At 64.6% G+C, this 23,327-nt stretch carries 21 protein-coding genes; 15 read left to right on the plus strand and 6 right to left on the minus strand.

Annotation, left to right across the window (positions count from 1 at the left end; genetic code table 11):
• Nucleotides 1–56 precede the first annotated feature (56 nt).
• On the minus strand, nt 57–2,378 hold the full coding sequence (locus WHZ77_RS13235) for a polysaccharide biosynthesis tyrosine autokinase (RefSeq protein WP_375314059.1): 2,322 nt from the start codon (nt 2,376–2,378) through the stop codon (nt 57–59).
• Nucleotides 2,379–2,817: 439 nt separating this feature from the next.
• On the opposite strand from WHZ77_RS13235, the gene WHZ77_RS13240 reads away from it, so the two are divergent.
• The 8 genes from WHZ77_RS13240 (at nt 2,818) to WHZ77_RS13275 (ending at nt 9,344) form a co-directional block, all read left to right on the plus strand.
• Nucleotides 2,818–3,270 carry a DUF2231 domain-containing protein gene (locus tag WHZ77_RS13240; protein ID WP_375314060.1) on the plus strand — a complete coding sequence of 151 codons (453 nt, stop codon included), beginning with the start codon at nt 2,818–2,820 and terminating at the stop codon, nt 3,268–3,270.
• A complete protein-coding gene (locus tag WHZ77_RS13245; protein ID WP_375314061.1) occupies nt 3,267–4,601 on the plus strand; it encodes a PQQ-dependent sugar dehydrogenase in 1,335 nt (444 codons plus the stop codon). Before WHZ77_RS13240 ends, WHZ77_RS13245 begins: the two co-directional genes overlap by 4 nt.
• A 20-nt stretch (nt 4,602–4,621) precedes the next feature.
• Nucleotides 4,622–4,825, plus strand: a complete 204-nt coding sequence (locus WHZ77_RS13250) for a hypothetical protein (RefSeq protein ID WP_041748230.1) — start codon at nt 4,622–4,624, stop codon at nt 4,823–4,825.
• 159 nt (nt 4,826–4,984) lie between these two features.
• On the plus strand, nt 4,985–6,190 hold the full coding sequence (locus WHZ77_RS13255) for an MFS transporter (RefSeq protein ID WP_375314062.1): 1,206 nt from the start codon (nt 4,985–4,987) through the stop codon (nt 6,188–6,190).
• A gap of 181 nt (nt 6,191–6,371) precedes the next feature.
• Nucleotides 6,372–7,601, plus strand: a complete 1,230-nt coding sequence (locus tag WHZ77_RS13260) for a CaiB/BaiF CoA transferase family protein (RefSeq protein WP_375314063.1) — start codon at nt 6,372–6,374, stop codon at nt 7,599–7,601.
• A gap of 4 nt (nt 7,602–7,605) precedes the next feature.
• The gene (locus WHZ77_RS13265) at nt 7,606–8,481 is read left to right on the plus strand and encodes a 3-keto-5-aminohexanoate cleavage protein (RefSeq protein ID WP_375314064.1); all 876 of its coding nucleotides are present in this window, start codon (nt 7,606–7,608) and stop codon (nt 8,479–8,481) included.
• A 156-nt stretch (nt 8,482–8,637) separates the two neighbouring features.
• Nucleotides 8,638–8,853: a hypothetical protein gene (locus WHZ77_RS13270; RefSeq protein ID WP_375314065.1), complete on the plus strand. Its 216-nt coding sequence runs from the start codon at nt 8,638–8,640 to the stop codon at nt 8,851–8,853.
• Between the two features lie 98 nt (nt 8,854–8,951).
• Complete coding sequence (locus WHZ77_RS13275) at nt 8,952–9,344, plus strand: RidA family protein (protein WP_375314066.1); 393 nt, start codon at nt 8,952–8,954, stop codon at nt 9,342–9,344.
• A 4-nt stretch (nt 9,345–9,348) separates the two neighbouring features.
• Here the strand turns inward: WHZ77_RS13275 and WHZ77_RS13280 are convergent, their stop codons facing one another.
• The gene (locus WHZ77_RS13280; protein ID WP_375314067.1) at nt 9,349–10,011 is read right to left on the minus strand and encodes a TetR/AcrR family transcriptional regulator; all 663 of its coding nucleotides are present in this window, start codon (nt 10,009–10,011) and stop codon (nt 9,349–9,351) included.
• A 223-nt stretch (nt 10,012–10,234) separates the two neighbouring features.
• On the opposite strand from WHZ77_RS13280, the gene WHZ77_RS13285 reads away from it, so the two are divergent.
• The 3 genes from WHZ77_RS13285 to WHZ77_RS13295 all read left to right on the plus strand — a co-directional run bounded on the left by WHZ77_RS13285 (nt 10,235) and on the right by WHZ77_RS13295 (nt 13,032).
• Nucleotides 10,235–11,470: an acyl-CoA dehydrogenase family protein gene (locus tag WHZ77_RS13285; RefSeq protein WP_041748842.1), complete on the plus strand. Its 1,236-nt coding sequence runs from the start codon at nt 10,235–10,237 to the stop codon at nt 11,468–11,470.
• 147 nt (nt 11,471–11,617) lie between these two features.
• The gene (locus tag WHZ77_RS13290; RefSeq protein ID WP_375314068.1) at nt 11,618–12,676 is read left to right on the plus strand and encodes a phosphotransferase family protein; all 1,059 of its coding nucleotides are present in this window, start codon (nt 11,618–11,620) and stop codon (nt 12,674–12,676) included.
• Between the two features lie 20 nt (nt 12,677–12,696).
• A complete protein-coding gene (locus tag WHZ77_RS13295) occupies nt 12,697–13,032 on the plus strand; it encodes a tetratricopeptide repeat protein (RefSeq protein WP_375314069.1) in 336 nt (111 codons plus the stop codon).
• 143 nt (nt 13,033–13,175) lie between these two features.
• On the opposite strand, the gene argE is transcribed toward WHZ77_RS13295, so the two are convergent.
• The 3 genes from argE to WHZ77_RS13310 form a co-directional block, all read right to left on the minus strand.
• A complete protein-coding gene (gene argE, locus WHZ77_RS13300) occupies nt 13,176–14,348 on the minus strand; it encodes an acetylornithine deacetylase (RefSeq protein WP_375314070.1) in 1,173 nt (390 codons plus the stop codon).
• A 133-nt stretch (nt 14,349–14,481) separates the two neighbouring features.
• Nucleotides 14,482–15,099 (minus strand): hypothetical protein, encoded by a 618-nt coding sequence (locus WHZ77_RS13305; protein WP_375314071.1) that lies wholly within the window; start codon nt 15,097–15,099, stop codon nt 14,482–14,484.
• A gap of 154 nt (nt 15,100–15,253) precedes the next feature.
• Nucleotides 15,254–16,687: a YadA family autotransporter adhesin gene (locus tag WHZ77_RS13310; RefSeq protein ID WP_375314072.1), complete on the minus strand. Its 1,434-nt coding sequence runs from the start codon at nt 16,685–16,687 to the stop codon at nt 15,254–15,256.
• Between the two features lie 270 nt (nt 16,688–16,957).
• Between WHZ77_RS13310 and WHZ77_RS13315 the strand changes: the two genes are divergently transcribed.
• Entirely contained in the window at nt 16,958–17,956 is a 999-nt protein-coding gene (locus WHZ77_RS13315; protein WP_375314073.1) for a helix-turn-helix transcriptional regulator, read from the plus strand.
• 821 nt (nt 17,957–18,777) lie between these two features.
• On the opposite strand, the gene WHZ77_RS13320 is transcribed toward WHZ77_RS13315, so the two are convergent.
• Nucleotides 18,778–19,563: an SDR family NAD(P)-dependent oxidoreductase gene (locus WHZ77_RS13320; RefSeq protein WP_375314074.1), complete on the minus strand. Its 786-nt coding sequence runs from the start codon at nt 19,561–19,563 to the stop codon at nt 18,778–18,780.
• Nucleotides 19,564–19,696: 133 nt separating this feature from the next.
• Here WHZ77_RS13320 and WHZ77_RS13325 point away from each other — a divergent pair, with 133 nt between their 5' ends.
• The 3 genes from WHZ77_RS13325 (at nt 19,697) to WHZ77_RS13335 (ending at nt 23,323) form a co-directional block, all read left to right on the plus strand.
• Nucleotides 19,697–20,395: a histidine phosphatase family protein gene (locus WHZ77_RS13325; protein WP_375314075.1), complete on the plus strand. Its 699-nt coding sequence runs from the start codon at nt 19,697–19,699 to the stop codon at nt 20,393–20,395.
• 69 nt (nt 20,396–20,464) lie between these two features.
• Complete coding sequence (locus tag WHZ77_RS13330; protein WP_151649639.1) at nt 20,465–21,232, plus strand: SDR family NAD(P)-dependent oxidoreductase; 768 nt, start codon at nt 20,465–20,467, stop codon at nt 21,230–21,232.
• A gap of 123 nt (nt 21,233–21,355) precedes the next feature.
• Complete coding sequence (locus WHZ77_RS13335) at nt 21,356–23,323, plus strand: AI-2E family transporter (RefSeq protein WP_375314076.1); 1,968 nt, start codon at nt 21,356–21,358, stop codon at nt 23,321–23,323.
• Nucleotides 23,324–23,327: the final 4 nt, after the last annotated feature.

Below are 23,327 nucleotides of genomic sequence, written 5' to 3' on the forward strand. Positions count from 1 at the left end.
CCTGTTCTGACGTGTTTTCTTTGCGCGAACCGGTATCCAGTTCGCTCGAAGACGCTCTAACCACCCCTCATATAGTATCCGTTCTGATAGATGCCGGGCTGCTCGAACCGTTCGAGCATCCTCAAGTTCGCCTTGTTCAGGACGATTCCGAGCAGGCGGTCGTGCAGCTCAGTCTCCGCGAGCAGGTGGCGTCGCACCGTCTTGACGCTGGTCGCGCCCCATTCCACCACGAAGACGAATGAATCGATCGCCGGGACGATCGCGCGGACGTCGACAACCGGCGCCAGCGGCGGCAGGTCGACGATGATGTAGTCGTAGCTCTGACGCAGCCGCTCCAGCAGGTCGCGGAATCCCTGCGAGGCCAAGACCTCGTCGGAATGGACGGGGGCCTCGGTCAGCAGCAGCGGCAGCAGCGCCAGTCCCGTCGTCGGCTCAAGGCCGGTGGCCTCTGCGAGGTCGAGCTTGCCGCTCAGGACCTCGAGCCATCCCGTTTGCGGACGCGGCGTCAGCGAACGCGCCAGCGTCGGGTTGCGCAGATCCGCATCGATCAGCACCACGCGCCGGCCGGCGTCGGCCATCAGCGCCGCAAGGTTGGCGGCGACGGTGGACTTGCCTTCGCTGGGCAGGGTCGAGGTGATGCCGATCACCTTGGTCTCGCGGACATTGGCCTGGAGCCATGCGCTCACCTTGATGGCGCGAAACGCCTCGGTGAACACCGATATGGGATCGTCGACCGCGCGCCGCTTCAGGGAATCGCTGAACGCATAGCGTTGCTGGTCCGACGTCGCGGGCTCCGGCGCACCTTGCGGCGGGGGCAGGGCTGGGAGATCGCCGGGATCGGCCGCCATGACGGCAGCGGATCGCGGCAGCACCGGCGAGGCCGACGCGGAGGCCAGCGGGATCACGGACAGGCAGCGCGCGCCGAGCTCCTGCTCGACCTGCCGCGCCGTGCGGAATACGCCGTCGACGGCCTCGCGCAGCGCCGCGATGCCGATGCCGGCCATCAGCCCCAGCGAGAGCGAAATGGCGAGGACCAGCGACGTCACCGGCTTGCTTTTCTTCGCCGGTGCGACCGCCGGGCTGATGATCCGCGCGTCGGTGATCGGGAACGATTGCTGCTGGATCGCCTCCATGTAGCGCTGGAGGAAATTGTCGAACAGCGTGTGATAGACCTTGGCCGAGCTCTCGAGCTCGGCAAGGCCGAGCCGGTCGCGGTTGGTGAGCTGTCCCTCCGACACCAGCGCGGCCAGCGACCGCTCCATGCTCTCCTGGCGGGTCCTTGCGATCTCGTAATCGCTCCTGTAGCTGCCGGCGATCCGCCCGAGCTCGGCGCGAATGTTGCGGCGGATCTCTTCCATCTGGTCGCGCAGATTGGCCGCCGCGGTATGGTCGGCGCCATAGCGGCCGGAGATGTTGGCTTCGCGCGCGGAGAGGTCGATATACTGGTTGCGCAGCCGCGTGATGACGTCGTTCTTCAGCGTGTCCGCGACCGCGCCTTCGCTGACGTCCATTTTCTGGACCTGCTCGATACGGTCAAGGCGCGCCTTGGCCTCGCTGGTTGCGCCGCGCGCGGTCGCAAGCTGGCTGTTCAGCTCGTAGAGCTGTTGCTCGCCGATCAGCCGGCTGAACGTGCTGGCGCCGGCCGTCGACGATGCGCCGGCCCCGCCGAGATCGACGATGTTGTTCTTTTCCTTGAAGTCCAGCACGGCGCGGTCCGCCGCCGCCGCCTTCGACTTCAGCTCGTTGATGCGGTCCTGCAGCCACGCGCCGGCGCGGGTCACCGTCTGGTATTTGGCGCCGAGCTGGTCGTCGATATAGGCTTCGGCGATCGCGTTGGCGACCTTCGCCGCGGTCGCGGCGCTCTTCGACGTGTAGGAGATGTTCAGCGCATAGGTCTTGTCGGCGCGCGCGATGCTGCGATGGGCGAGAAATTCGTCGAGCGCCCGCTGCTCGCGCTCCTCCGCGCTGCCGGCGGCGGGGGACGCGAACGGGTTCCAGCCGTTCGTTCCCGAAAACTCGGGATCGTCGGCGAGATGCAGGTCCTTTACGACGGCGAGGCCAAGCTTGCGCGAGGCCAGGATCTCGACCTGCGATCCCACTTGAAGCGTGTCGAGCGGGACGTCGCCCTGCGGCTGGAGCTGGTTCTGGAGCACACGCAGCGTGGTGCTGTCGATCAGCAGCGTGGTGGTGGCGGTGTATTGCGCCGGTGTGATCAGCAGATAGAGCAGGCCGATCGCGAGCGCCACGGCGGGCACGATGAGAAACACCCGGTATTGCCGGCGGACGAGGCCGGTCACCTGGTCGATCAGGGCCGACATCGAGCCCGAGGCTTCGTCCCGCCCGTGGTCGACAAGTGTTCTGCGAGCCAGCATGTCCATCGTCGATCAGATCCTCGGGGCCTGGCACAGCCGGCACATGTGACTCAACCTGTCCCGCCGCGCGGACGGCGACGGCGTGAACTGGTCGGACCGGCGGCTGCAAGCAAACGGCGTGACCGCGGCACAGGCGCGCCTCAACCGCGCTGGCGGACCGGGGCCTTCACGCTCTTCGCGTTACCTGTAACGAAGAAATAATACACATTTGCAACAGACGGCGCGGCCGGGCGGAGCGAAAGCCGCTAAATTCCGCGAGTCCGGTGCGCGCGATATCATTGTTTAACATAAGCGCGATAGCCGCCGCCTGCGCCGGCCGCGTGCGCCTGGTGAGCGGCGAAAGCCGCGGAACCCCGTATCGGGTAGGGCGCCGAATCTCCCAGGAACCATCACCGCCAACACGAGTTGGCCCGATGGGTGGGCAAAACGTCACACGAGGCAGACCGTGCAAGAAGCCGTGCGCGTGGATTCCACCGCGCAAATCGCAGGCCACCCGATCCATCCGATGCTGGTGCCGATCCCCATCGCTTGTTTCGTCGGTGCATTGCTGACCGACATCGCCTACACTGTCACTGCCGAGATCATGTGGGCCAATTTCTCCGCCTGGATCTTGATCGTCGGCGTCACCTTTGGCGTGCTGGCCGCGATCGCGGGCCTGACTGACTTCCTCGGCAACCGTCTGGTCCGGACCCAATTGCCCGCATGGCCGCATCTCGTGGGCAGCGCGGTTGCGCTGATCCTGGCCATCTTCAATGCCCTGATCCACACGCGCGATGCCTGGACCTCGGTATGGCCGACCGGGCTCATTCTCTCGGTGATCACGGTCCTGATCCTGCCGGTGACCGGCTGGCTCGGCTGGGCGCTGGTCTATCGGCACGGTGCAGGAGTAACGCGATGACGTCCCGATTTGCCCGCGCGTTGCTTTGCTCCTCGCTTCTGTGTCTTGCCGGCTGCGATGACGGCAGCGGTGATCCCAAGGCCCAGATCGGCGCCAATCCGAAGTTGCCCGAGATCCAGCAATACCTGCTGCCGCCGATGCACATTGCGCGCATCGTCGGGTGGAAGAAGGACGAGACGCCGACGGTTGCGGAGGGCTTGCAGGTCAAGGTGTTTGCTACCGGCTTGCAGCATCCGCGCTCGATCTATGTGCTGCCCAATGGGGACGTGCTGGTGGTCGAGTCGAAGGCGCCGAAGGGCGCCCCGATCAAGCGACCCAAGGAAATCGTGATGGGCTTTGTCGAATCCTGGGCGACCTCGGGCGGGGATACCGGACCGAGCAACCGCATCACGCTGCTGCGCGACAGCAACGGGGACGGTGTTCCGGACAGTCAGAGCGTCTTCCTCGACCATCTCAACTCGCCATTCGGCGTCGCGCTCGTCGGCAATGACCTCTACGTCGCCAACACCGATGCGATCGTCAGATATCCCTATACGGAAGGCGATACCAAGATCACCGCACCGGGCACGGTGCTGACGCCGCTGCCGGGCGGGCCGATCGACCATCACTGGACCAAGAGCCTGGTCGCAAGCCCTGACGGTTCGAAGCTCTATGCCGGCGTCGGCTCCAACAGCAACATCACTGAGAACGGCATGGAGGCGGAGCACAATCGCGCCAACATTCTCGAAGTCGATCGCGCCAGTGGCCGTTGGCGGATCTTCGCAAGCGGGCTGCGCAATCCCAACGGCCTGAGCTTCGAGCCGCAGACCGGCGCGCTGTGGACGGTGGTGAATGAGCGCGACGAACTCGGTCCCGATCTCGTGCCCGATTACATGACGTCGGTGAAGGACGGCGGCTTTTACGGCTGGCCCTACAGCTATTACGGCCCGCACGTCGATCCCCGCGTCAAGCCGGAGCGGCCTGATCTCGTCGCCAAGGCCATCGTACCGGACTATGCCCTGAGCTCGCATGTCGCGCCGCTCGGTATGGCCTTCTCCACCGGCACCAGCCTGCCGGCGGCCTATCGTGGCGGTGCCTTCGTCGGCGAGCACGGCAGCTGGAACAGGCAGGTGCTCAACGGCTACAAGGTCGTGTACGTGCCGTTCACGGACGGCAAGCCGAGCGGACCGGCGCAGGACGTCGTCACCAGCTTCCTCAACAGCGACAACCAGGCGCGCGGCCGCCCCGTCGGCGTTGCCCTCGACAAGAGCGGCGCGCTGCTGGTCGCAGACGACAGCGGCAACACGGTGTGGCGGGTGACCGCGGCGCACCCGCAGCTCACGCAGCGATAGAGAATCTGAGGAGTTGGACGATGGGCCTTGCTCAATACGCGATCGTACCGGTTCAGGATGAATGGGGCGTGCTGCACGACGGCAACGTCAACGGCAAATACGCCACCAAGGAATCGGCGTTTGAATCGGCCGTGGCCGCGGCATCGCTGGCGCTCCGCCAGGGCCATGAGGTCCATGTCAGCGTGCCCGGCCGTGAAGCGGGAGAAAACGCGCTCGGCAGCTAGCGGGCGATCCACGGCTGCTGACTGCTGCTGATTCCGCAGGCTCGCCCTGCGGGCAGCGCCCCCATGCCATTCGGAACCAACATTCCTCGACTCCCTGGTCTACGGCTAAGACAGATCTCACAGGCGTGATCCGCGCCTGACGGGCAGGCGACGTTTGGAATGCGGTTTCTGAGATATGACAGTGGGATGTTCGGCGTCCTGCTGGTGCTCGCAATCACCCAGCTCATCGGATGGGGGACGATCGGCCTTCCGGCCGTCATCGGCCGCGAGCTTGCGGCCGATCTCAGCTTGAGCCTGCCGGCGGTATTTGCCGGCAGTTCGGTGCTTTACGTGACCATGGGGCTGTGTGCGCCCTGGCTCGCCAAGGCGTTTGCGCGGCATGGCGCACGCAAGGTGATGATGGCGGGCACGATCGTTGCCGTGCCGGGCTTCGTCGTCATGTCCTTGGCCCACGAGCCGATGCTCTATTTTGCCGGCTGGGTCATTCTCGGCATCGGCGGCAGCGCGACGCTCTCGACCGGCGCCTATATCATGCTCAATGAAGTCGCCGGGCGAGGTGCCAAGAATGCCATCGGCGCGCTGATGCTCGTGACGGGGCTCTCCAGCAGCATCTTCTGGCCGACCACGTCGCTGCTCACTGGGCTGCTCGGCTGGCGTGGGATGTGTCTCGTCTACGCAGCCGTAATGCTCGTCATCAACCTTCCCCTCTATGCTTTCCTCGCGCCGCGGCGGAAGATAGCCGCTGATGATGTTGGTGAGCTTGCCAAGGTTGCGCCGCCGCCCGCGATTCCGAGGAGCACCTTCGGCCTCGTCGTCTGCGCCATCACGCTCAATGCCTTCGTCAATTTCGGCATCGGCGCCGTGCTGATCGAGCTGTTGAGGGCGGAGGGACTCGCGCCCGCGCAGGCCCTTGCGTTCGGCTCCATGCTGGGCGTGATCCAGGTCAGCGCCCGCGGCCTCGACTTTCTCGGCGGCGGCCGATGGGACGGCATCACGACCGGGCTCGTCGCTGGCACCGCGCTGCCCGTGGCCATGCTGCTGCTGATGGTGAGCGAGGGCGCGACCTGGGCGGTCGCGGTCTTCATCCTGCTCTATGGCGCCGGCAGCGGCGCGATGGCGGTGGCCCGGGCGACGATCCCGCTCGTGTTCTACGACCAGGCCGAGTTCGCCAAGGCGATGTCGATGATCGCGCTGCCGCTTAATTTCGCATCCGCCATCTCGCCGCCGCTGCTGGCGGGCCTGCTCACCCAGTTCGGCAGCCGCGGTGCGCTCGGTCTCACCTTCGTCTTCTCCTGTGCGACGGTACTGATCCTGGTCCTGCTCGGCCGCCGGCGTCCGCAAGTGGCTGCGGCGGCCGTCACCTGAGCCGAGCCGGTAATCTTCGCAGCGCGGAATTCGCCGCCCGCGGGCGACGTCCGTTGCGGGGCGGGGGATGGCCGTATGCCCGGCATGCAGTGCTCACGGCGCGAAAATGGTGTATCCGCAGGGAGCGCGGTCGTGGTCGAAAGCCGCCGCGCCAAGATCCAGTTCCCCGGAGGAAATCGACATGTCGGCCTTGCCGCTCTCAGGCATCAAGATCCTTGACCTTACCCGCGTGCTTGCCGGACCCTTGTCCGCCCAGATGCTGGGCGATCTCGGCGCGGAGGTGATCAAGATCGAGCGGCCGGGCACCGGCGACGACGCGCGCGCCTTCGGCCCGCCTTACCTGACCGACCCCGAGGGCAAGGCCAACAACAACAATTCGTTCTACCTTTGCGCCAACCGCAACAAGAAGTCGGTCACCGTCAACATCGCCAAGCCCGAGGGGCAGGCGATCATCCGCGAACTCGCCAAGGACGCCGACGTCTTCATGGAGAACTACAAGGTCGGCGATCTCAAGCGCTACGGCCTCGACTACGAGACCATCAAGGCGATCAACCCCGGCATCATCTATTGCTCGGTCACCGGCTTCGGCCAGACCGGCCCCTACGCGCCGCGCGCCGGCTATGATGCCATTCTCCAGGCGATGGGCGGCCTGATGAGCGTCACCGGCCACATCGACGGTGAGCCCGGCGAGGGCCCGATGAAGGTCGGCCCCTCGATCGTCGACTACATGACGGGCATGAACACCTCGATCGGGATTCTCTCGGCGCTCTATCATCGCGACGCCAATGACGGTCAGGGCCAGCAGATCGACGTCTGCCTGTTCGACACAGTCATCGCGTCGCTGTCGCACTGGCTGCAGATCTTCCTCGTCAACGGCAAGATGCCGCCGCGCCGCGGCACCTGGGGCAACGGCGGCATGCCGGCCGGCGTGTTCCGCTGCACCGACGGCGAACTGATGCTGGTGGTCGGCAATGACGGCCAGTTCCAGCGCACCTGCGCCGTGCTCGGCGAGCCTGAGCTCGCCAATGACAAGCGCTTCATCAAGAACAACGACCGCGTGGTGCACGGCAAGGAGATCATGGCGATCTTCGCCGGCCTGTTCCTGAAGCAGCCGGTGGCTTACTGGCTGGAGAAGCTGGAGGAGGCCGGCGTGCCGTCAGGCCCGATCAACAATTTCGAGCAGGTGTTTTCCGACCCGCACGTCCAGTCGCGCGGTATGCGGGTGAAGGTCGATCATCCGTTCGAAGCCGATCTCTCCCTTATCCGCAACGCGCTGACGCTCTCGGGCACCCCGATCAAGGACTACCGCGCCCCGCCGCTGCTCGGCGAGCACACCCAGGAGGTGCTTGGCGGGAAGCTCGGCTATGATGCGGGCAAGATCGAAGAGCTGAAGAAGCAGGGGATCATCTGATTTCATGGCCGGCAAAACCATCATCACCTGCGCGATCACGGGCAACCTGACCAAGCCCGAGCAGTCGCCGTATCTGCCCATCACGCCCGAGCAGATCGCGACCTCCGCGCTGGAAGCCGCCGAAGCCGGCGCCGCCATCGCCCACGTCCATGTGCGCGATCCCGTCACCGGGCGGCCATCGATGTCGATCGACCTCTACCGCGAGGTGGTCGAGTTGATCCGCGCCCGCAACAAGAGCCTCGTCATCAATCTCACGACCGGCCCCGGCGGCCGCTTCGTTCCCTCGGTCGAGGATCCCCGCGTCGCCGGTCCCGGCACCACGCTGCTGCAACCCGAAAAGCGCGTCGAGCATATCGAGCTGCTCAAGCCCGACATCTGCACGCTCGATCTCAACACCATGAATTCCGGCGGCGAGGTCGTGATCAACACCCCGCGCAATGTCCGGATCATGGCCGAGCGGATGAAGACGGCCGGCGTGCTGCCGGAAATCGAGCTGTTCGATTCCGGCGACTGCCATCTGGCGCGCGACCTGTTCGCCGACGGCACGCTGAAGGGCCCGGGCCTGTTCTCGCTCGTGCTCGGCGTGAAATACGGCTTCTCGGCCACGCCGGAGACGATGTTCTACGCCCGCAGCCTGCTGCCGCCGGGCGCGATCTGGTCCGGTTTCGGCATCGGCCGCGCCGAATTCCCGATGGTGGCCCAAGCCTGGCTGCTTGGTGGCCATGTCCGCGTGGGTATGGAGGACAATCTCTATATGTCCAAGGGCGTGCTGGCGAAGACCAATGCCGAGTTGGTCGCGCATGCCGCGAGCATCCTGAAGAGCCTGGGCGCAAGCGTCGCGACGGCAGCCGATGCGCGGGCGATGCTGGGGCTCGGCTGATCGGCATCGAATAAATCGTGACGTCAGCATGACGCAGGCGCGGCCTTATGTGAAGCTTGCGCGCAATCCCCAGATAAACCCGGTCCGTACAGATACAGGCTTCCGCTTCGCGCGCGAGTCAGATTCGATCTCTTCACTGGGTTCGGGAGAGAGCGAATGTCCTACACGATCGGGTTTCAGGCCAAGGACCAAAAGGCAGTTCTGGCGACCGAGGCAGCAACGGCCAACCAGGCCGTCGCCATCATTGCCGCGCTGCGGCGAAGTGCCGATGAGATAAAGTTCATCCGCTCGCCGCAGGAAGGCGAGATGGGCATCGAGATGCTGCTGTTGCTCGCCAAGGAAGAGGCCGAGGAGATGCCGCAGCGGGCATAGTCCCGCTCACGCGACCACACTTCGATCAAAAGCGAAGCATGCCGGCTGCAATATAATGTAGCCGTTTAGCATTCTCGCTTGAACCGAAAGTGGCTGCCATGAAACGCGAAGCGCTCCGCGTCGAACCGATCTCGTCCTTTCTCGATCGCCGCAATGCGCCGGTCTCGCCGGTGACACGCGCCGGCAACATGATCTTCGTCGCCGGCCTGCCGCCGTTCGACCCTGAGACGGGTGAGATCGCGGAGGTGCCGATCGAGCGGCAGAGCGAGATCGTCATGGAGCAGATGAAGCTGTGCCTTCAGGCGGCCGGCGCCTCGCTGGACAACGTCATGAAGTGCAACGTCTATTGCACCTCGACAAAGCACTTTGCCGCGTTCAACGCGGTCTATGCCCGCTACTTCCCGGATCATCCGCCGGCGCGGATCTTCGTCTGCACACCGGAATGGTTCGGCCCCTTCGACGTCGAGATCGACTGCATCGCGATGGTGTGAGGTGCTAACGTGCGGCGAGCCGTGACGGCGCCTTTGTCTCGGCCTTTCCCGCCGTCAGCGCCATCGTCGCCACGCTGACGACGCGCGCGATGACGTCCTCGACGTCGTCGAGATCGCATTTGCCTTCGGACAGCTTCGTCAGCCGCTCGCTCTCGCGGATGGTGTGGTGCGCCATGGCGAGCGCGAAGTTCAGGCCCCAATAGATATCGACGTCGCTGCGGTCGGGCAGGGCGCGGCGCATCGCGCCAGCGAACTTCCGCAAATGGTCGATCTCGCGGTTCTTGATGCGGCGGATCGGCGGCACGGATTCGATCGAGGCGCGGATCATGAAGCGCGCCGCCGTCGAACGCTGGTTCTCCGGTCCGAGACAACCGCGCAGGGTCGGCCCGACCAGCGCGCGAAGGATCACCTCGATCGGCGCGCGGCCGCCGCCTTGCTCTTCCGCCGCCTTCAACTCGCGCAGGCGCTCGCGGTTGGTCGCGATCGAGCGGGTGACAAATAGTTCCGCGATCAGCTCGTCCTTCGAGCCGAAATGATAGTTCACCGCAGCCAAGTTGACATTGGCCTCCGCGACGATGTCGCGCAGCGTCACGTCGCCAAAGCCGCGATCGGCATAGAGCCGTTCGGCGGCGGCGAGAATGGCAGACCTCGTATGATCGCTGGCCATGGATGCCCTCAGGGAGGGGAGTTGCAATTCAAACACTTGTATGAAACTATCGTTTGAAGGCCGGAGAAAGTCAATCCGCAATCGAGACTCGTTCGCAACGCGCGAGCCGGTTCCGAAGCGTCCGCAAGGCTCGCGCATCAAGGCATTGGCGCTTGCGGGCCGCGCGCGGCGGGAGGACAGTCCGGTCAAAACAGCTTTGCAAAGAGAGACCGAGGAGCGTCCCATGGATTTCGATCTGTCCACCAAGCAGAAGGAATGGCTCGACCGCGTGCAGTCCTTCATGACCAAGCACGTGCGTCCTGCGGTGCCGATCTATAACGAGCAGGACAAGGCCGGCGATCGCTGGAAGGTCATTCCGGTGCTGGAAGACCTGAAGAAGAAGGCCAAGGCCGAAGGTCTCTGGAACATGTTCATGCCGCCGAACGAGCATGAGGACGATGAATTCCGCGGTGCGGGATTGACCAATCTCGAATACGCGCTGCTGTCGGAGCAGATGGGCCACATCTCCTGGGCCTCGGAAGTTTTCAACTGCTCGGCGCCCGACACCGGCAACATGGAAGTGTTCATGCGCTACGGCTCCAAGGAGCAGAAGCGCAAATGGCTGCGTCCGCTGATGGACGGCGAGATCCGCTCGGCGTTCCTGATGACGGAACCCGCGGTCGCCTCGTCGGATGCGACCAACATCGAGACCAGCATCGTGCGCGACGGTGACCATTACGTCATCAACGGCCGCAAATGGTGGTCGTCCGGCGTCGGCGATCCGCGCTGCAAGATCGCGATCCTGATGGGCAAGACCGATTTCAAGGCGGCCAAGCACCAGCAGCAGTCGCAGATCCTGGTTCCGCTCGACACCCCCGGCATCAAGGTCGAGAAGATGCTGCCGGTGTTCGGCTTCGACGACGCGCCGCACGGCCACGCCCAGGTGCTGCTCGAGAACGTGCGCGTGCCCAAGGAGAACATCCTGCTCGGCGAGGGCCGCGGCTTCGAGATCGCGCAGGGCCGCCTCGGTCCCGGCCGCATCCATCACTGCATGCGCACCATCGGCAAGGCCGAGGAAGCGCTGGAGAAGATGGTGAAGCGTCTGATGTCGCGCACCGCGTTCGGCAAGAAGATCGTCGAGCACAGTGTGTGGGAGCAGCGCATCGGCGAGGCCCGCACCAACATCGAGATGACGCGTCTGCTCTGCCTCAAGGCCGCCGACATGATGGACAAGGTCGGCAACAAGACGGCGCAGGCCGAGATCGCCATGATCAAGGTCGCAGCGCCCAACATGGCGCTGAAGATCATCGACGAGGCGATCCAGGCCTTTGGTGGCGCGGGCGTTTCGGACGAAGCGGGTCTTGCCAAGGACTACGCCGGCATCCGCACGCTGCGGCTCGCCGACGGTCCGGACGAGGTGCACAATCGCGCCATTGCCAGGCTCGAGGTTCGGAAGTATGCCAACTCTCCCAAGCATTAAGCGGGAGAGTCATACGGCGTTCCCGACTTGAAGAAACGGCAGGGCATGATCCCATTCGGAATGACCGCTTGACGCAAGTGCGCCAGCGGTTACCGATTAGGATCATGCTCGACCTGAAATGGTCAGGACTGAAGAGGGAGCGTCACCGTGGCTGACGGCGTCAGGAAAGACGAAGAATTCTCGGGCACCAAGCCGGTCGAGGAGCGTCATCGCTTCGACGAACTGCGCCTGGAAGCCTGGATGCGCGACAACGTCGAGGGTTATGAGGGCCCGCTCGTCGTGCTCCAGTTCAAGGGCGGCCAGTCCAATCCGACCTACCGGCTGAACACGCCGAAGCGCTCCTACGTGATGCGCCGCAAGCCGTTCGGCAAGCTGCTGCCCTCCGCGCACGCGGTCGATCGCGAATATCGCGTCATCGCGGCTCTTGGAAAACAGGGCTTCCCGGTCGCGCGCGCCTATGCGCTGTGCCAGGACGACGGTGTCATCGGCGCCGCCTTCTACATCATGTCGATGGAAGAGGGCCGTGTGTTCTGGGATCCGACGCTGCCGAGCCAGACGCCGGAGGATCGCCGCAAGATCTTCACCAGCAAGATCGAGACGCTGGCGAAGCTGCACATGTACGATCCCGTCGCGATCGGCCTCGGCGAGTTCGGCAAGCCCGGCAATTATTTCGCGCGCCAGATCGATCGCTGGACCAAGCAGTATCGCGCGTCCGAGACGCAGCACATTCCGGAGTTCGAGAAGGTCGCCGAATGGCTGCCGAAGACGGTGCCGGAACAGGCACGCGTCTCGATCGTCCACGGCGACTATCGCCTCGACAACATGATTTTCCATCCGACGGAACCGCGCGTGCTGGCCGTGCTGGACTGGGAGCTGTCGACGCTCGGCGATCCCATGGCCGACTTCACCTATCTCTTGATGCAGTGGATCATGCCGGGCCTCGAGGGCGCCGACCTCAAGGCGCTCAACATCCCGAGTGTGGAAGAGGCCGCGCAGATCTATTGCAACGTCACCAAGATGACGGTGCCGGATCTCAACTGGTACTTCGCCTACAATTTGTTCCGCCTCGCCGGCATCACGCAAGGAATCGCCGGCCGCGTTCGCGACGGCACCGCTGCGAATGCCAAGGCGCTGGAATCAGCCAAGCGCACCGTGCCGCTGTCGAAGGCGTCGTGGGACTACGCGCAGAAGGCGGGGGCGATTTAGGGACTGCAAAGGCGCGGCTGGTGGCCGCGCCGTTTTTGCGATGTAAGTTTCCGACCCAGGAACACATTTTGGCACGCACGGCTCTCGAACTGCTGGAGCTAGAACGACGGGCAATCGGTGCCATGAATGCGGGGCACCTGAAGGAAGCCGCCACCCTTTACGCCGAGATCGTAGCGCAGAATCCGGGCTGGGAGCACGGAACGGCGTTGTATGGTCTTGCTTGTTGTTACGAAGATCTGGGCGAGCTTACTCTTGCCGAGGAGTGCTACCGCAGAGCGTTGAACTATGAGCCGGAGAACTCGACCTTCATCGGCGGTCTCACCTCGTTTCTGCATCTTCACGGTGGCAAGTCGTAGTCACGTCGTCGCCCCGCGCTTCGCGGGGCATGGCAGATTTCGTAGGGTGGGCAAAAGCGCGTAGCGCTGTGCCCACCATCTCTCCGCGATCGTGGCAAAGGTGGTGGGCACGCTTCGCTTTGCCCACCCTACGGCAGCGCCGGCTACGATGCCGCACAATGCGCGATCAGCCTCTCCACAAACCCTGCGCATTTCTCCAGCTCGGCCATCGCCACGAACTCATCCGGCGTGTGCGCCTGCGCGATCGAGCCCGGGCCGATCACCACCGACGGAATATCGGCCATGCTGGCAAACAGGCTCGCCTCGGTGCCGAAGGCGACCTTGGCGTGGTCGTTGCGGCCCGCAAGGCTCTTGGCGAGCGTGACGATCGCAGCGTCAGCGTCGGTGTCGAGTGCGGGGTAGTCGAGGATCTCCTCGAAATCGATGCCGCACTCCGGATGTCGCGCCTTCATCGCCGGCTCGAGCTCGGCCTTGGCCCAGGCCACGATCGCGTCCGTCACCTCGCGCGACTCGGTGATGCCGATGCCGCGGCATTCGAAATCCACCGTGCAGGTGTCGGGCACGATGTTCAGCGCGGCGCCGCCATGCACGATGCTGGTGAGCAACGTCGAGTGCGGCACGTCGTAGAGGCTGTTGTTTGATTGCACAGCTGCGAGCGCCACGGCGCGGCGGCGAATCTCGACGATCAGTTCGGCGGCGTATTCGATCGCGTTGACGCCGTCGGGTGCGATCGAGGAGTGGCGGGCGAGGCCATGGAATGTCGCGCGTACGCCGTGTTTGCCCTTGTGGCCGATGATGACCTTCATCTCGGTCGGCTCGCCGATGAAGGCGCCGAGCGGCTTTATCCGTTTCTTCGCGACCTCGCGCAGCATCGGCCGCACGCCGACGCAGCCGATCTCCTCGTCATAGGAGATGGCGAGATGAATCGGCGTTGAAAGCTTCGCCTCCAGCATCTCCGGCACCATGGCGAGGCACACCGCGACAAAGCCCTTCATGTCGGTGGTGCCGCGGCCATAGAGCTTGCCGTCGCGCTCGATCAGCTTGAACGGATCATGGCTCCAGTCCTGGCCCACGACCGGGACGACGTCGGTATGGCCTGACAGGACGAGGCCGGGGCGATCCTCGGGGCCGATCGTGGCCCATAGCGAGGCCTTCTGTCCGGTCGCATCGACGATGCGCTCGCTCTTGACGCCGAGCGCGGTGAGATAGCTTTCGATATGGGCGATTAAAGGCAGGTTGGTGCGGTCGCTGACGGTGTCGAAGCCGACGAGGTCGGCGAGCAGCTTGCGAATCCGGTCGGGTCTTGAGGCTGGCATTCTCAACATCATGTCATGGGAGGGGGTGGTCGGCTCTGCCGCGTGCACGAACCATACCAACGGAACGGCATGAGGTGCAAACCCGCCGGGCAGGGGGCTCAGGCAAGGCCGGTCACGCGACGCTCGAATGCGCTCAATTCTTCTGGGCGGCGCTCTTTTTCGCCGGCGCGGGGGCGGGTGCCACAGCGGTTTCCGCCGGCGCCTGCGGCGTCGCGACCGAAATGGCGAACGGCCGCCACTGGTTGCCGACATTCTGGAACGTCAGATCGAAATTGATCTGCAGCGGGCGGGTGGGGAAGAACCCCGTCAGCCGCAGCATCTTGTTGGGATCGAGATAAGGCGGCGTCGAGAGCTGCGGTGCGGCCAGCGCCACCGAGAACAGGTCGAAGTTGCGCCGGCGCAGGTCGGTGAAACCCAGCGCGAGATCGGCCGCGGTGTTTTTGGCCTGAAACTCGGGCGCCGCGAGATCGCGCAGCACCGAATAGTTTCCGGTGCGGTTGGCGTCGTTCAGCGTCAGCAACGTCGAGCGGATCAGATACAGCGCCTGCTCGGCGCTGACGGGCAATTGCGGTTGCGGCGGCCTGGCCGCGGCCTTGTCGTCCTCGGCCCGGGTCTGGCGCGATGCGGACAGCGACACGGCGGCGACCACGGCCAGAGCGAAGCCGAAGCGCTTGAAGCCAAGTCGCTTGAAGCCACGGCGTTTGAAACCAAGGCGTTTGCCGATGCACGCGGCCAAATCCCGCCTTACCATTCGAGTCTGCCCCTGACACGCGAGCCGAACCGCACGCGCATCATCATGTCCCCACCTGACAACAGGGATGCGAGACTAGCCGCCGGATCGTGACGATGCTGTAACCGCAAAGCAACATATAGAACTCAGCCTTGTCTCAATTCGCAGCCTTGCCTCAATTCAGCGTCCATGACGCGCCGGCCCGCACGCCGACGGCGCCCTGCTGCGCGGCGGTGAACGCGGCATTGAAACGCATGGCGTCCGAGTAGGAATAGCCGAGACCGACCGCGAGGCCCGACTGTCCCTGGAAATTGCCGAATCCGCCTGAGACCGAGAGCTTGCCGGGGCGCGGGTCGAATTGCAGGCCGGAGGCCGCCAGCGCCAGCGCCACGCCGCCGCGCGCCTCCCGTGTCAGGCTGTCGACGCGGTTGCTCAGCGTCGCCAGCTGGGCGTTGATCCCGTTGATGTCCGCGGTCGATGCGAGCCCGAGGCCCGCCAGCGTCGTCGTCGCGAGGTTGCCGGCCGTGTCCGACGTCACGAGCTGGGTCGGTCCGGACTGCGCGGCCCTGCTCGCGGCCGAGGTGATTCCGCTCATCGTGTAGGTGCTGCCGGCGGTGCCGACCGCGACCTGGTTGGTGCGTGTGGTGGTAGCGCCGCTGCCGATCGCGACCGAATTGTCGAAATTCGCAGCCGCGCCGTTGCCGATCGCGATGGCGGAGGCGCCCGAGACCGTGCTGTTGTTGCCCATGACGATCGCGTTGGTGGCGTTGACGACGTTACCGCTGCCGAACACGGAGGAGCCGGCCGCGTTCGACGTGCCCGCGATGATGTTGTTTGAGCCGACCAGCTGGACGTTGTCGCCGTTGCCCGCGACGTTCGGCCCGTTCACCGTGTTGTTGTCGCCCGCCACGAAGCTGCCGTTGCCGTTGACGGTGTTGGGATCGCCGACGGCGAACGTGCCGTTGCCGTTGACGATCTGCCCGGTGCCGAACGCGCCGCTGTTGTTGCCGGTGACGACGTTGATCGAGCCGACGGCCGACGTATTGTTGCCGTTGGCGATATTGTTGAAACCGATGGCCGCGCTCAGCGTGCCGAGCGCCTGGGCACCGCCGCCGAATGCGGCGGAGCTTCCGCCAGTTGCCACCGAATTGGGACCGACCGCGGTATTGCCAGTGAAATCTCCGCTAGCGTTGGCGTTCACGCCGATCGCGACATTGTTGCTGACAATGCCGCTGGAATTCGAGTTGTTTCCTATCGCAACGTTCTCGCTGAAACCGCCAGAGGCATTTGCGCCTGCGCCAGTCGCCGTATTGCGGGCAAAACCGCCGGCCGCGTTGGCGCCATTTCCGATTGCGGTGTTGGTGGAGAAAGGACCGAAAGCACTGGCGTTCTGTCCGCATGCGAAGTTGACATCGCCGCTGGCATCCGCGCCGGCGCCGTCGCCGCCCCCGGCCTGACCGCAGACGAATTGCGCCGCTGCGTGGCGCCCGCCAACCAGAAGACAAAGCGCCGACAGGGCAATGGCCGCGACGACGCGCGCCTTGCGCGTCGGTCCCGACCGCGGGCGCCCCGGCGCGCGCGACCTGGCATTCGCCTTTGAATGCTGCAATGGCAGTCTCGCCCAGTCCAACATCATATTGCTCGCGCGTCAGCCCGCCGAAGAGGCATCGCCATCCCGGCGGCCGATCGCGACGCGATCTTTCGCCTCGCCAGGCCGAGGCCTCTGAAATGCTTCGATTTGCAGCGGTCACCTTACGGGACCTGCCGAGCGGCCTCTACCGCTTGGCACGCAAGCGCATTGCGTCTATTGCAAGTCTTTGCGGAAGGCGTCGTTTTCTTCCCGTGTTATTTTCTTGATTGCAACTTAAGAGGCGGGGCGATGTCAGTCTTTCAGAGCCTGGTTTTCGATACGACCGTGCTCGACGGCATTACCGATCCCGCGGTTCGGGCCCGCGTGTGGGCGGAGTGCTTCGAGCAAATCGTCACCGGCATGGACATGGGATTTGCCGACGATGACGCCCGCATCATCGGGACGCACAAATTCCTGATGAACGAGACCATCGCGCTGGGGGAGATGTTCAGCTCGTCCTTTGTCGGCGAGCGGACCAGGAAGCACATCAACCGCGACGACGAGGACCATGTCTATCTGAGCTTCAACATCGGCGCGACCACTCATATCGGCCGCCAGCTCGGGCGCGAGATCGATATCGCACCGGGGCAGGCGGGACTGGTCGTGCTGGACGCCAGCACGAAAGCCATTGCTCTGAACAACGGCCATTGCATTAGCCTGAAATTGCCGAGCGCGATTTTCCGGGAGTGGGGCCTGTCCCCGGTCGACCTGGCCTGCCGTCCGATCGATTGCACCGGCGCCGACTATCAGCTCCTGACCGGCTATGCGCGGCTGCTGATCGCCAATGGGTCGGGGCTGGACGAGGGCGGCGCGGCAGAAGCAACGCGTCACCTGATCAAGCTCACGGGCCGCTGGCTCGGCGCAACCGACGGCGTGCAGGGGCCGGAGGGCGAGGACGCGGTCTACCGGGCCCGGCTCGCCTTCATCCGGCAGACGATCAGCAAGCAGGCCCTGGATCCCGAGGTCAGCCTCGAGCGCGTGGCGCGGCGGCTCGGCATGCCGTCCCGCACCGTTCAGCACATGCTCGCGAAGGCCGGCGAGAGCTTTTCGCAGATCGTGATGGCGGCGCGGCTGCGGCGGGCGCGCGTCTATCTGCTAGATCCCATCTATGCCGATCTGCCAGTCGCCGACATTGCGTTTCGCTGCGGCTTCCTCGACGTCTCGAGCTTCTACCGGGCTTTTCGCGCCGCCTACGACATCACGCCGAAATCGCTGCGGGAGCAGGCGGGAACCATGTCTCCGGAATAGGCCGTAGCCCGAATCGAGCGCGGGGCAATCCGGGCTACGAGATCTTGCGTTGCCCGACGGGCAAAACACCCAAGCCATCGGTCAATCCGCGCGAACAAAAATATTCGCCTTTACAGAAATTCGGAAACGGCGTATGTGTCGCCTCACTCCGGCCCAAGGAAGAGGGGCGTATCGCGATCGTCACGAACGCGGGCCGGGCGGCGGTGGACGTGGATCACATCGGCGCGAAAAGCTTCGCGGGGCGGGCAACCGTGAGCGAAGGCGTCGCGCGCACGACCGGTGTGATCTGCGTACGGCAAAATCGTGTGGTCCTGGCGCCCGCAGGCTGGCGTCAAGCGTTGCGGTGGTGCGTGCTGTCCAACCGGACATGCGCATCGTCCGCCGCAAGGCGACGGGGGCAATAGTGCATCGCTCCCCGGGGAGAGCGCGACATAAGCCGTCAAACCACTGCGCAGGGAAGGCCGGATGTTTGGCTTCACCTGTATGCCGCTGTGCAGCCTCTTGTAGCGCAACCTTTGCACAGTGGACCGCGGGTGCCAGCCGGCACCCGGTCTTCCCTGCGCCCTTTTTCCTGAGGGCAAGGCGACGAAGCAAAGCTCGGGCGAAATGCGCCGCGAGGATGAACAGCTATGTCCATCGATGAAAAGCAGTCTTGTGCCCCGGACGCAGCGCAGCGCACCCGGCGATGCGCAGCATCGGTCCGGTGTGATGCGCTGCAGAGCCGGGGCCCATGTTGCAGCGAGTGGTGCGGCCTGCTGGGTCCCGGCTCTGCGGAGCGTAACTTTGTGCCGCACCGCGTCCGGGACACCAGAGAGCGCTTGTTAAACCGGCTTGCCCGTATACGGCATCGAGGCCGTCAGGCCGCCGTCCACCGGGAACGCCTGGCCGTTGACATACGAAGCCTCGTCGCTCGCCAGAAACAGTCCCATTGCCGCGAGCTCGTGCGGCTGGCCGGCGCGCTTCAGCGGGTTGAGCTGGCCGATCTTGTCGGTGGTGCCGCGCTCCTTGGCGCGGTCGAACACCGGCTTGGTCATGCCGGTCTCGATCAGGCCCGGGCACACCGCGTTGATGCGCACGCCGGTGCCGGAGAGGGAATAGGCGGTGGTCTGCACCAGGCTGATCACGCCGGCCTTGCTCGCCGCATAGGGATGACCGCTCGCGCCGGCCTTGAGGCCCGCAACGGACGCGGTCAGCACGATCGCGCCGGACTGCTGCTTCACCATGTGCGGCATCGCGTGCTTCACCGCGAGGAACGGTCCGATCAGATTGACGCGCAGGACCTCCTGCCACTGCTCCACGGTTTGCTCGCCGAGCGGCACCAGCCCGCCGGAGACGCCGGCATTGGCCCAGATCACGTCGAGCCGGCCGTGCGTCTTCACCGCCTTGTCGATGACGGCGATGACGTCCTGCTCGGAACCGGCATCCGCGATCATGGCTTCGGCGACGCCGCCGGCCTTCTTCACCTCGTCGACGGTCTCCTTCACCGCCTCGGTACGATCTACCGCGATCAGCTTGGCGCCTTCTTTGGTGAACAGCAGCGCAGCCGCGCGGCCGATGCCGCTGCCGGCGCCGGTGATGATGACGGATTTGCCTTGCAGGCGGCCCATGCGTTTCTCCCTTTGGCTCGTACGCGACGCTTGCCGCGCAACGGAATTTCAAACAAGATTTTAAACGGTAAAGTGTCTTGAGACAGGTTCGCTACTGACGTACAGCGACATCACACGGGATGGAAGGGTTTCGATGGCAGCCGCAGACAAGCCGAATGTGGTCACGACACGGTGGTGGTGGGTCCGTCACGCGCCGGTGCGCAACGACGGCGGCAACATCTACGGACAGAGCGATCTCGCCTGCGACACCAGCGACACCTATGTGTTCAATGCTGTTGCCAAGGTGCTGCCACGCAAGGCGGTCTGGTATTCGAGCAATCTGATGCGCACGCACCAGACCGCGGAGGCTATCTGGGCGGCCGGGTATCCGAAGCCTGCGTCGATGCCATGGGAAGCCGATCTCGCCGAGCAGAACCTCGGCCGTTGGCAAGGCATGAACCGCGCGCAGTTCATCGCCAGCCGTCCCGTGGGGTCGAGCTGGTTCGCCGACATCAACGAGCCTGCCCCTGGCGGCGAAAGCTTCATGGACCTCTACAACCGCACGCGCCGCACCATCGAGCGGATCAACGCCGAGGCGGCTGGGCAGGACATCATCGCGGTTGCGCATGGCGGCACCATCAAGGCTGCGCTCGGACTTGCGCTCGAGGGGCAGTTGGAGAAGGCGCTGTCGTTCGACATCGACAATTGCTCGATCACGCGGCTCGATCATTTTGCAAGCCCCGAACGCATGGTGTGGCGATTGCCGATGGTGAACCAGCAGCCCTGGATCGCGGATGACGCACACGCGGCGATGCATCAACTCGCGGGTCCGGAAGTCAAGAAGCTCGCCTGAGCCCGTTGCCCGCTCGTGCGACCGCGGCGTAAGCTTCAGCCAATTCAAATCATACTCTGGGAGAGAAACATGACCTTGTTCGACATGAAGGGCAAAGTTGCCGTCATCACGGGATCGACGCGCGGCATCGGGCTTGCGATCGCCGAGCGTATGGCCGAGCACGGCGCCAAGGTGGTGATCTCTTCGCGCAAGGCCGATGTCTGCGACCAGGTGGCAAAGGGGATCAACGACAAGTTCGGCAAAGGCACCGCGGTCGCGATCGCCGCCAACATCTCGTCGAAGGAAAATCTGCAGAACCTCATTGACGAGAGCAACCGCGCCTTCGGCAAGATCGACGTGCTGGTCTGCAACGCGGCGTCGAACCCGTATTACGGTCCGCTCGCCGGCATCTCCGACGATCAGTTCAGGAAGATTCTCGACAACAACATCGTCGCCAACAACTGGCTGATCTCGATGGTGGTGCCGCAGATGATCGAGCGCAAGGATGGCTCGATCATCATCGTCTCATCGATCGGCGGCCTCAAGGGTTCGACCATCCTCGGCGCCTACGCGATCTCGAAGGCCGCCGACATGCAGCTCGCGCGCAACCTCGCCTGCGAATACGGCAAGGACAACATCCGCGTGAACTGCATCGCCCCGGGCCTGATCAAGACCGATTTTGCCAAGGCGCTGTGGGACAATCCGGAGAACCTGAAGGCCTCGACCTCGCGCTCGCCGCTGCTCCGCATCGGCATCCCCGACGAGATCGCGGGCGCCGCCGTGTTCCTCGGCTCGAAGGCCGGCGACTTCATGACCGGCCAGACCATGGTGATCGACGGCGGCGCGACGATCAGCTGAGGCGTTCGCGCAGGGGACGCGGTTGGGCCAGCCGGTGCGGCGAGGAACCAACCGGGTTCCGGCTCGTTAGGCTGCACATTCATCTTTGAATGGCGCAGCAGGCGAGGGCCGGAAGCGAGACAGATGATCCCCACGGTGATCAAGCCGCAATCTCCGGACGACGTCGCCGCGATGGTTGTCACGGTGGGCGCGGCGATCCTGACCATCATCATTGTCGCGGCGCTCTATCTGGGACGGGAAATCTTCGTTCCCGTCGCACTCGCCATCCTGCTGAGTTTCGTCCTCGCAGCTCCAGTCAGGCTGATGCAGCGTCTTCACGCCCCGCGAGCTCTGGCTGTGGTCGGCGTCGTGCTGTTCGCCTTCGTGATCATCTTCGCGCTGGGAAGCGTGATCGCGGCTCAGCTCAATGGCCTGGCCGGCGATCTGCCGAAGTACCAGGCCACGATCCTGTCCAAGATCCAGTCGGTGCGCGGCGTGGCAGGCGGCAGCTCCACGCTCGAGCGTGCGGCCGAGATGCTTCAGGATCTTGGCAAGGAACTGGATAAGCCGAAGTCTGTCGCGCCCACAAATCCGCTGACCTCGGGCACTCCGGCCCATCCCGGCGTCAAGCCGGTCCCGGTTGAGGTGTTGCAGCCCGATCCCGGCGCGCTGGAGAGCCTGCGCTCGCTGATCGCGCCCCTGGTATCGCCGCTGGCAACGACGGGAATCATCGTCATCTTCGTGATCTTCATCCTGATTCAGCGCGAGGATCTGCGAAACCGTTTGATCAGGCTGGCCGGCTCCCACGATCTGCAACGCACCACTGCGGCCCTCGACGATGCCGCGGCGCGCCTCAGCCGGCTTTTCCTCAACCAGCTCATGCTGAATACCGGCTTCGGCGTGATGATCGGCACCGGCCTGTGGCTGATCGGAATTCCCAGCGCGGCGCTGTGGGGGATTCTCGCGGCCGTGCTGCGCTTCGTGCCCTATATCGGCTCCATCATAGCGGCGGCGTTTCCGCTTGCGCTCGCCGTGGCGGTCGATCCCGGCTGGTGGATGCTGGCCTGGACCGCGGCGCTGTTTTTCGTCATCGAACCGCTGGTCGGGCAGGTGGTCGAACCTCTGTTGTACGGCCGCACCACCGGCCTTTCGCCCGTGGCTGTCGTCGTCTCGGCCACGTTCTGGACAGCGCTGTGGGGACCGATCGGGCTCGTGCTCGCAACGCCGCTGACTGTGTGTCTGGTCGTGCTGGGCCGGCACGTCGAGCGGCTGTCCTTCCTGGATGTCATGTTCGGCGACCGCCCGGCACTGTCGCCTCCGGAGATTTTCTATCAGCGCATGCTGGCGGGAGATCCGACCGAGGCCGCCGAGAAGGCCGAGCAGTTTCTCAAGGAGCGCTCGCTCGCTGCCTATTACGATGAAGTCGCGCTCAAGGGCATGCAACTGGCCCAATCGGACCTCGACCGCGCTGCCCTGGACCAGATCCGGCTCGTACGCATCCGCGATACCGTGGTTGAGTTTGTCGACGATCTCTCCGACCTGGATGACGGCCGTCCCGTCGGGAGTGAGCGCACCGAGGATGCTGAGGCAGTCGATGCCGTCGAAACCGTCGCCCCGGCCAGTGACCAACCGGACATCCCCGTGCTCGATGCAGTCAAACTTGCGGAGCCATTTCGCGGCGAAAATGCCGTGCTCTGCATTGGCGGCCGTACCATGCTCGACGAGGCCGGTGCCATCATGCTCGCGCAGCTGTGCCGCGCGCATGGCGTCGGCAGCCGTGTCGAAGGACCGGAGGTCTTGTCCACCGCCAACATCTTCCGTCTCGAGACGTCAGGCGTGGCCTTGGTCTGTCTGGGCTATGTCGGCATCACGAGCCCGGCGCATCTGCGCTACGCGGTGCGCCGGCTTCGCCGCAAGCTGCCGCATGCGTCCATCATGGTTGGATGCTGGGCGGAGGACGTCGCAAACATCGACGAGCTGCGTGAGACGGCGAAGGCCGATCTGTTTGCCACCTCGCTGCGCGAGGCGGCGCAAATCGTCGTCTCCATGGCACAAGGCCAGGTTGGCTCCGCGCCGTCTGTTGCGGAGCCTGCCGTGTTGGCGCGTGCCTGAAAAG

Source organism: Bradyrhizobium sp. A5 (assembly GCF_042076515.1).
Taxonomy (GTDB): domain Bacteria; phylum Pseudomonadota; class Alphaproteobacteria; order Rhizobiales; family Xanthobacteraceae; genus Bradyrhizobium; species Bradyrhizobium cosmicum.

Coding starts and splice junctions, on each gene's coding strand:
- WHZ77_RS13260 (WP_375314063.1), top strand. CDS start 6,372: ATGTCGGCCTTGCCGCTCTCAGGCATCAAGATCCTTGACCTTACCCGC.
- WHZ77_RS13265 (WP_375314064.1), top strand. CDS start 7,606: ATGGCCGGCAAAACCATCATCACCTGCGCGATCACGGGCAACCTGACC.
- WHZ77_RS13320 (WP_375314074.1), bottom strand. CDS start 19,563: ATGGGCCGCCTGCAAGGCAAATCCGTCATCATCACCGGCGCCGGCAGC.
- WHZ77_RS13255 (WP_375314062.1), top strand. CDS start 4,985: ATGCGGTTTCTGAGATATGACAGTGGGATGTTCGGCGTCCTGCTGGTG.
- WHZ77_RS13330 (WP_151649639.1), top strand. CDS start 20,465: ATGACCTTGTTCGACATGAAGGGCAAAGTTGCCGTCATCACGGGATCG.
- WHZ77_RS13315 (WP_375314073.1), top strand. CDS start 16,958: ATGTCAGTCTTTCAGAGCCTGGTTTTCGATACGACCGTGCTCGACGGC.
- WHZ77_RS13325 (WP_375314075.1), top strand. CDS start 19,697: ATGGCAGCCGCAGACAAGCCGAATGTGGTCACGACACGGTGGTGGTGG.
- WHZ77_RS13245 (WP_375314061.1), top strand. CDS start 3,267: ATGACGTCCCGATTTGCCCGCGCGTTGCTTTGCTCCTCGCTTCTGTGT.
- WHZ77_RS13235 (WP_375314059.1), bottom strand. CDS start 2,378: ATGGACATGCTGGCTCGCAGAACACTTGTCGACCACGGGCGGGACGAA.
- WHZ77_RS13280 (WP_375314067.1), bottom strand. CDS start 10,011: ATGGCCAGCGATCATACGAGGTCTGCCATTCTCGCCGCCGCCGAACGG.
- WHZ77_RS13285 (WP_041748842.1), top strand. CDS start 10,235: ATGGATTTCGATCTGTCCACCAAGCAGAAGGAATGGCTCGACCGCGTG.
- WHZ77_RS13275 (WP_375314066.1), top strand. CDS start 8,952: ATGAAACGCGAAGCGCTCCGCGTCGAACCGATCTCGTCCTTTCTCGAT.
- WHZ77_RS13335 (WP_375314076.1), top strand. CDS start 21,356: ATGATCCCCACGGTGATCAAGCCGCAATCTCCGGACGACGTCGCCGCG.
- WHZ77_RS13270 (WP_375314065.1), top strand. CDS start 8,638: ATGTCCTACACGATCGGGTTTCAGGCCAAGGACCAAAAGGCAGTTCTG.
- argE (WP_375314070.1), bottom strand. CDS start 14,348: ATGCCAGCCTCAAGACCCGACCGGATTCGCAAGCTGCTCGCCGACCTC.
- WHZ77_RS13305 (WP_375314071.1), bottom strand. CDS start 15,099: ATGGTAAGGCGGGATTTGGCCGCGTGCATCGGCAAACGCCTTGGTTTC.
- WHZ77_RS13250 (WP_041748230.1), top strand. CDS start 4,622: ATGGGCCTTGCTCAATACGCGATCGTACCGGTTCAGGATGAATGGGGC.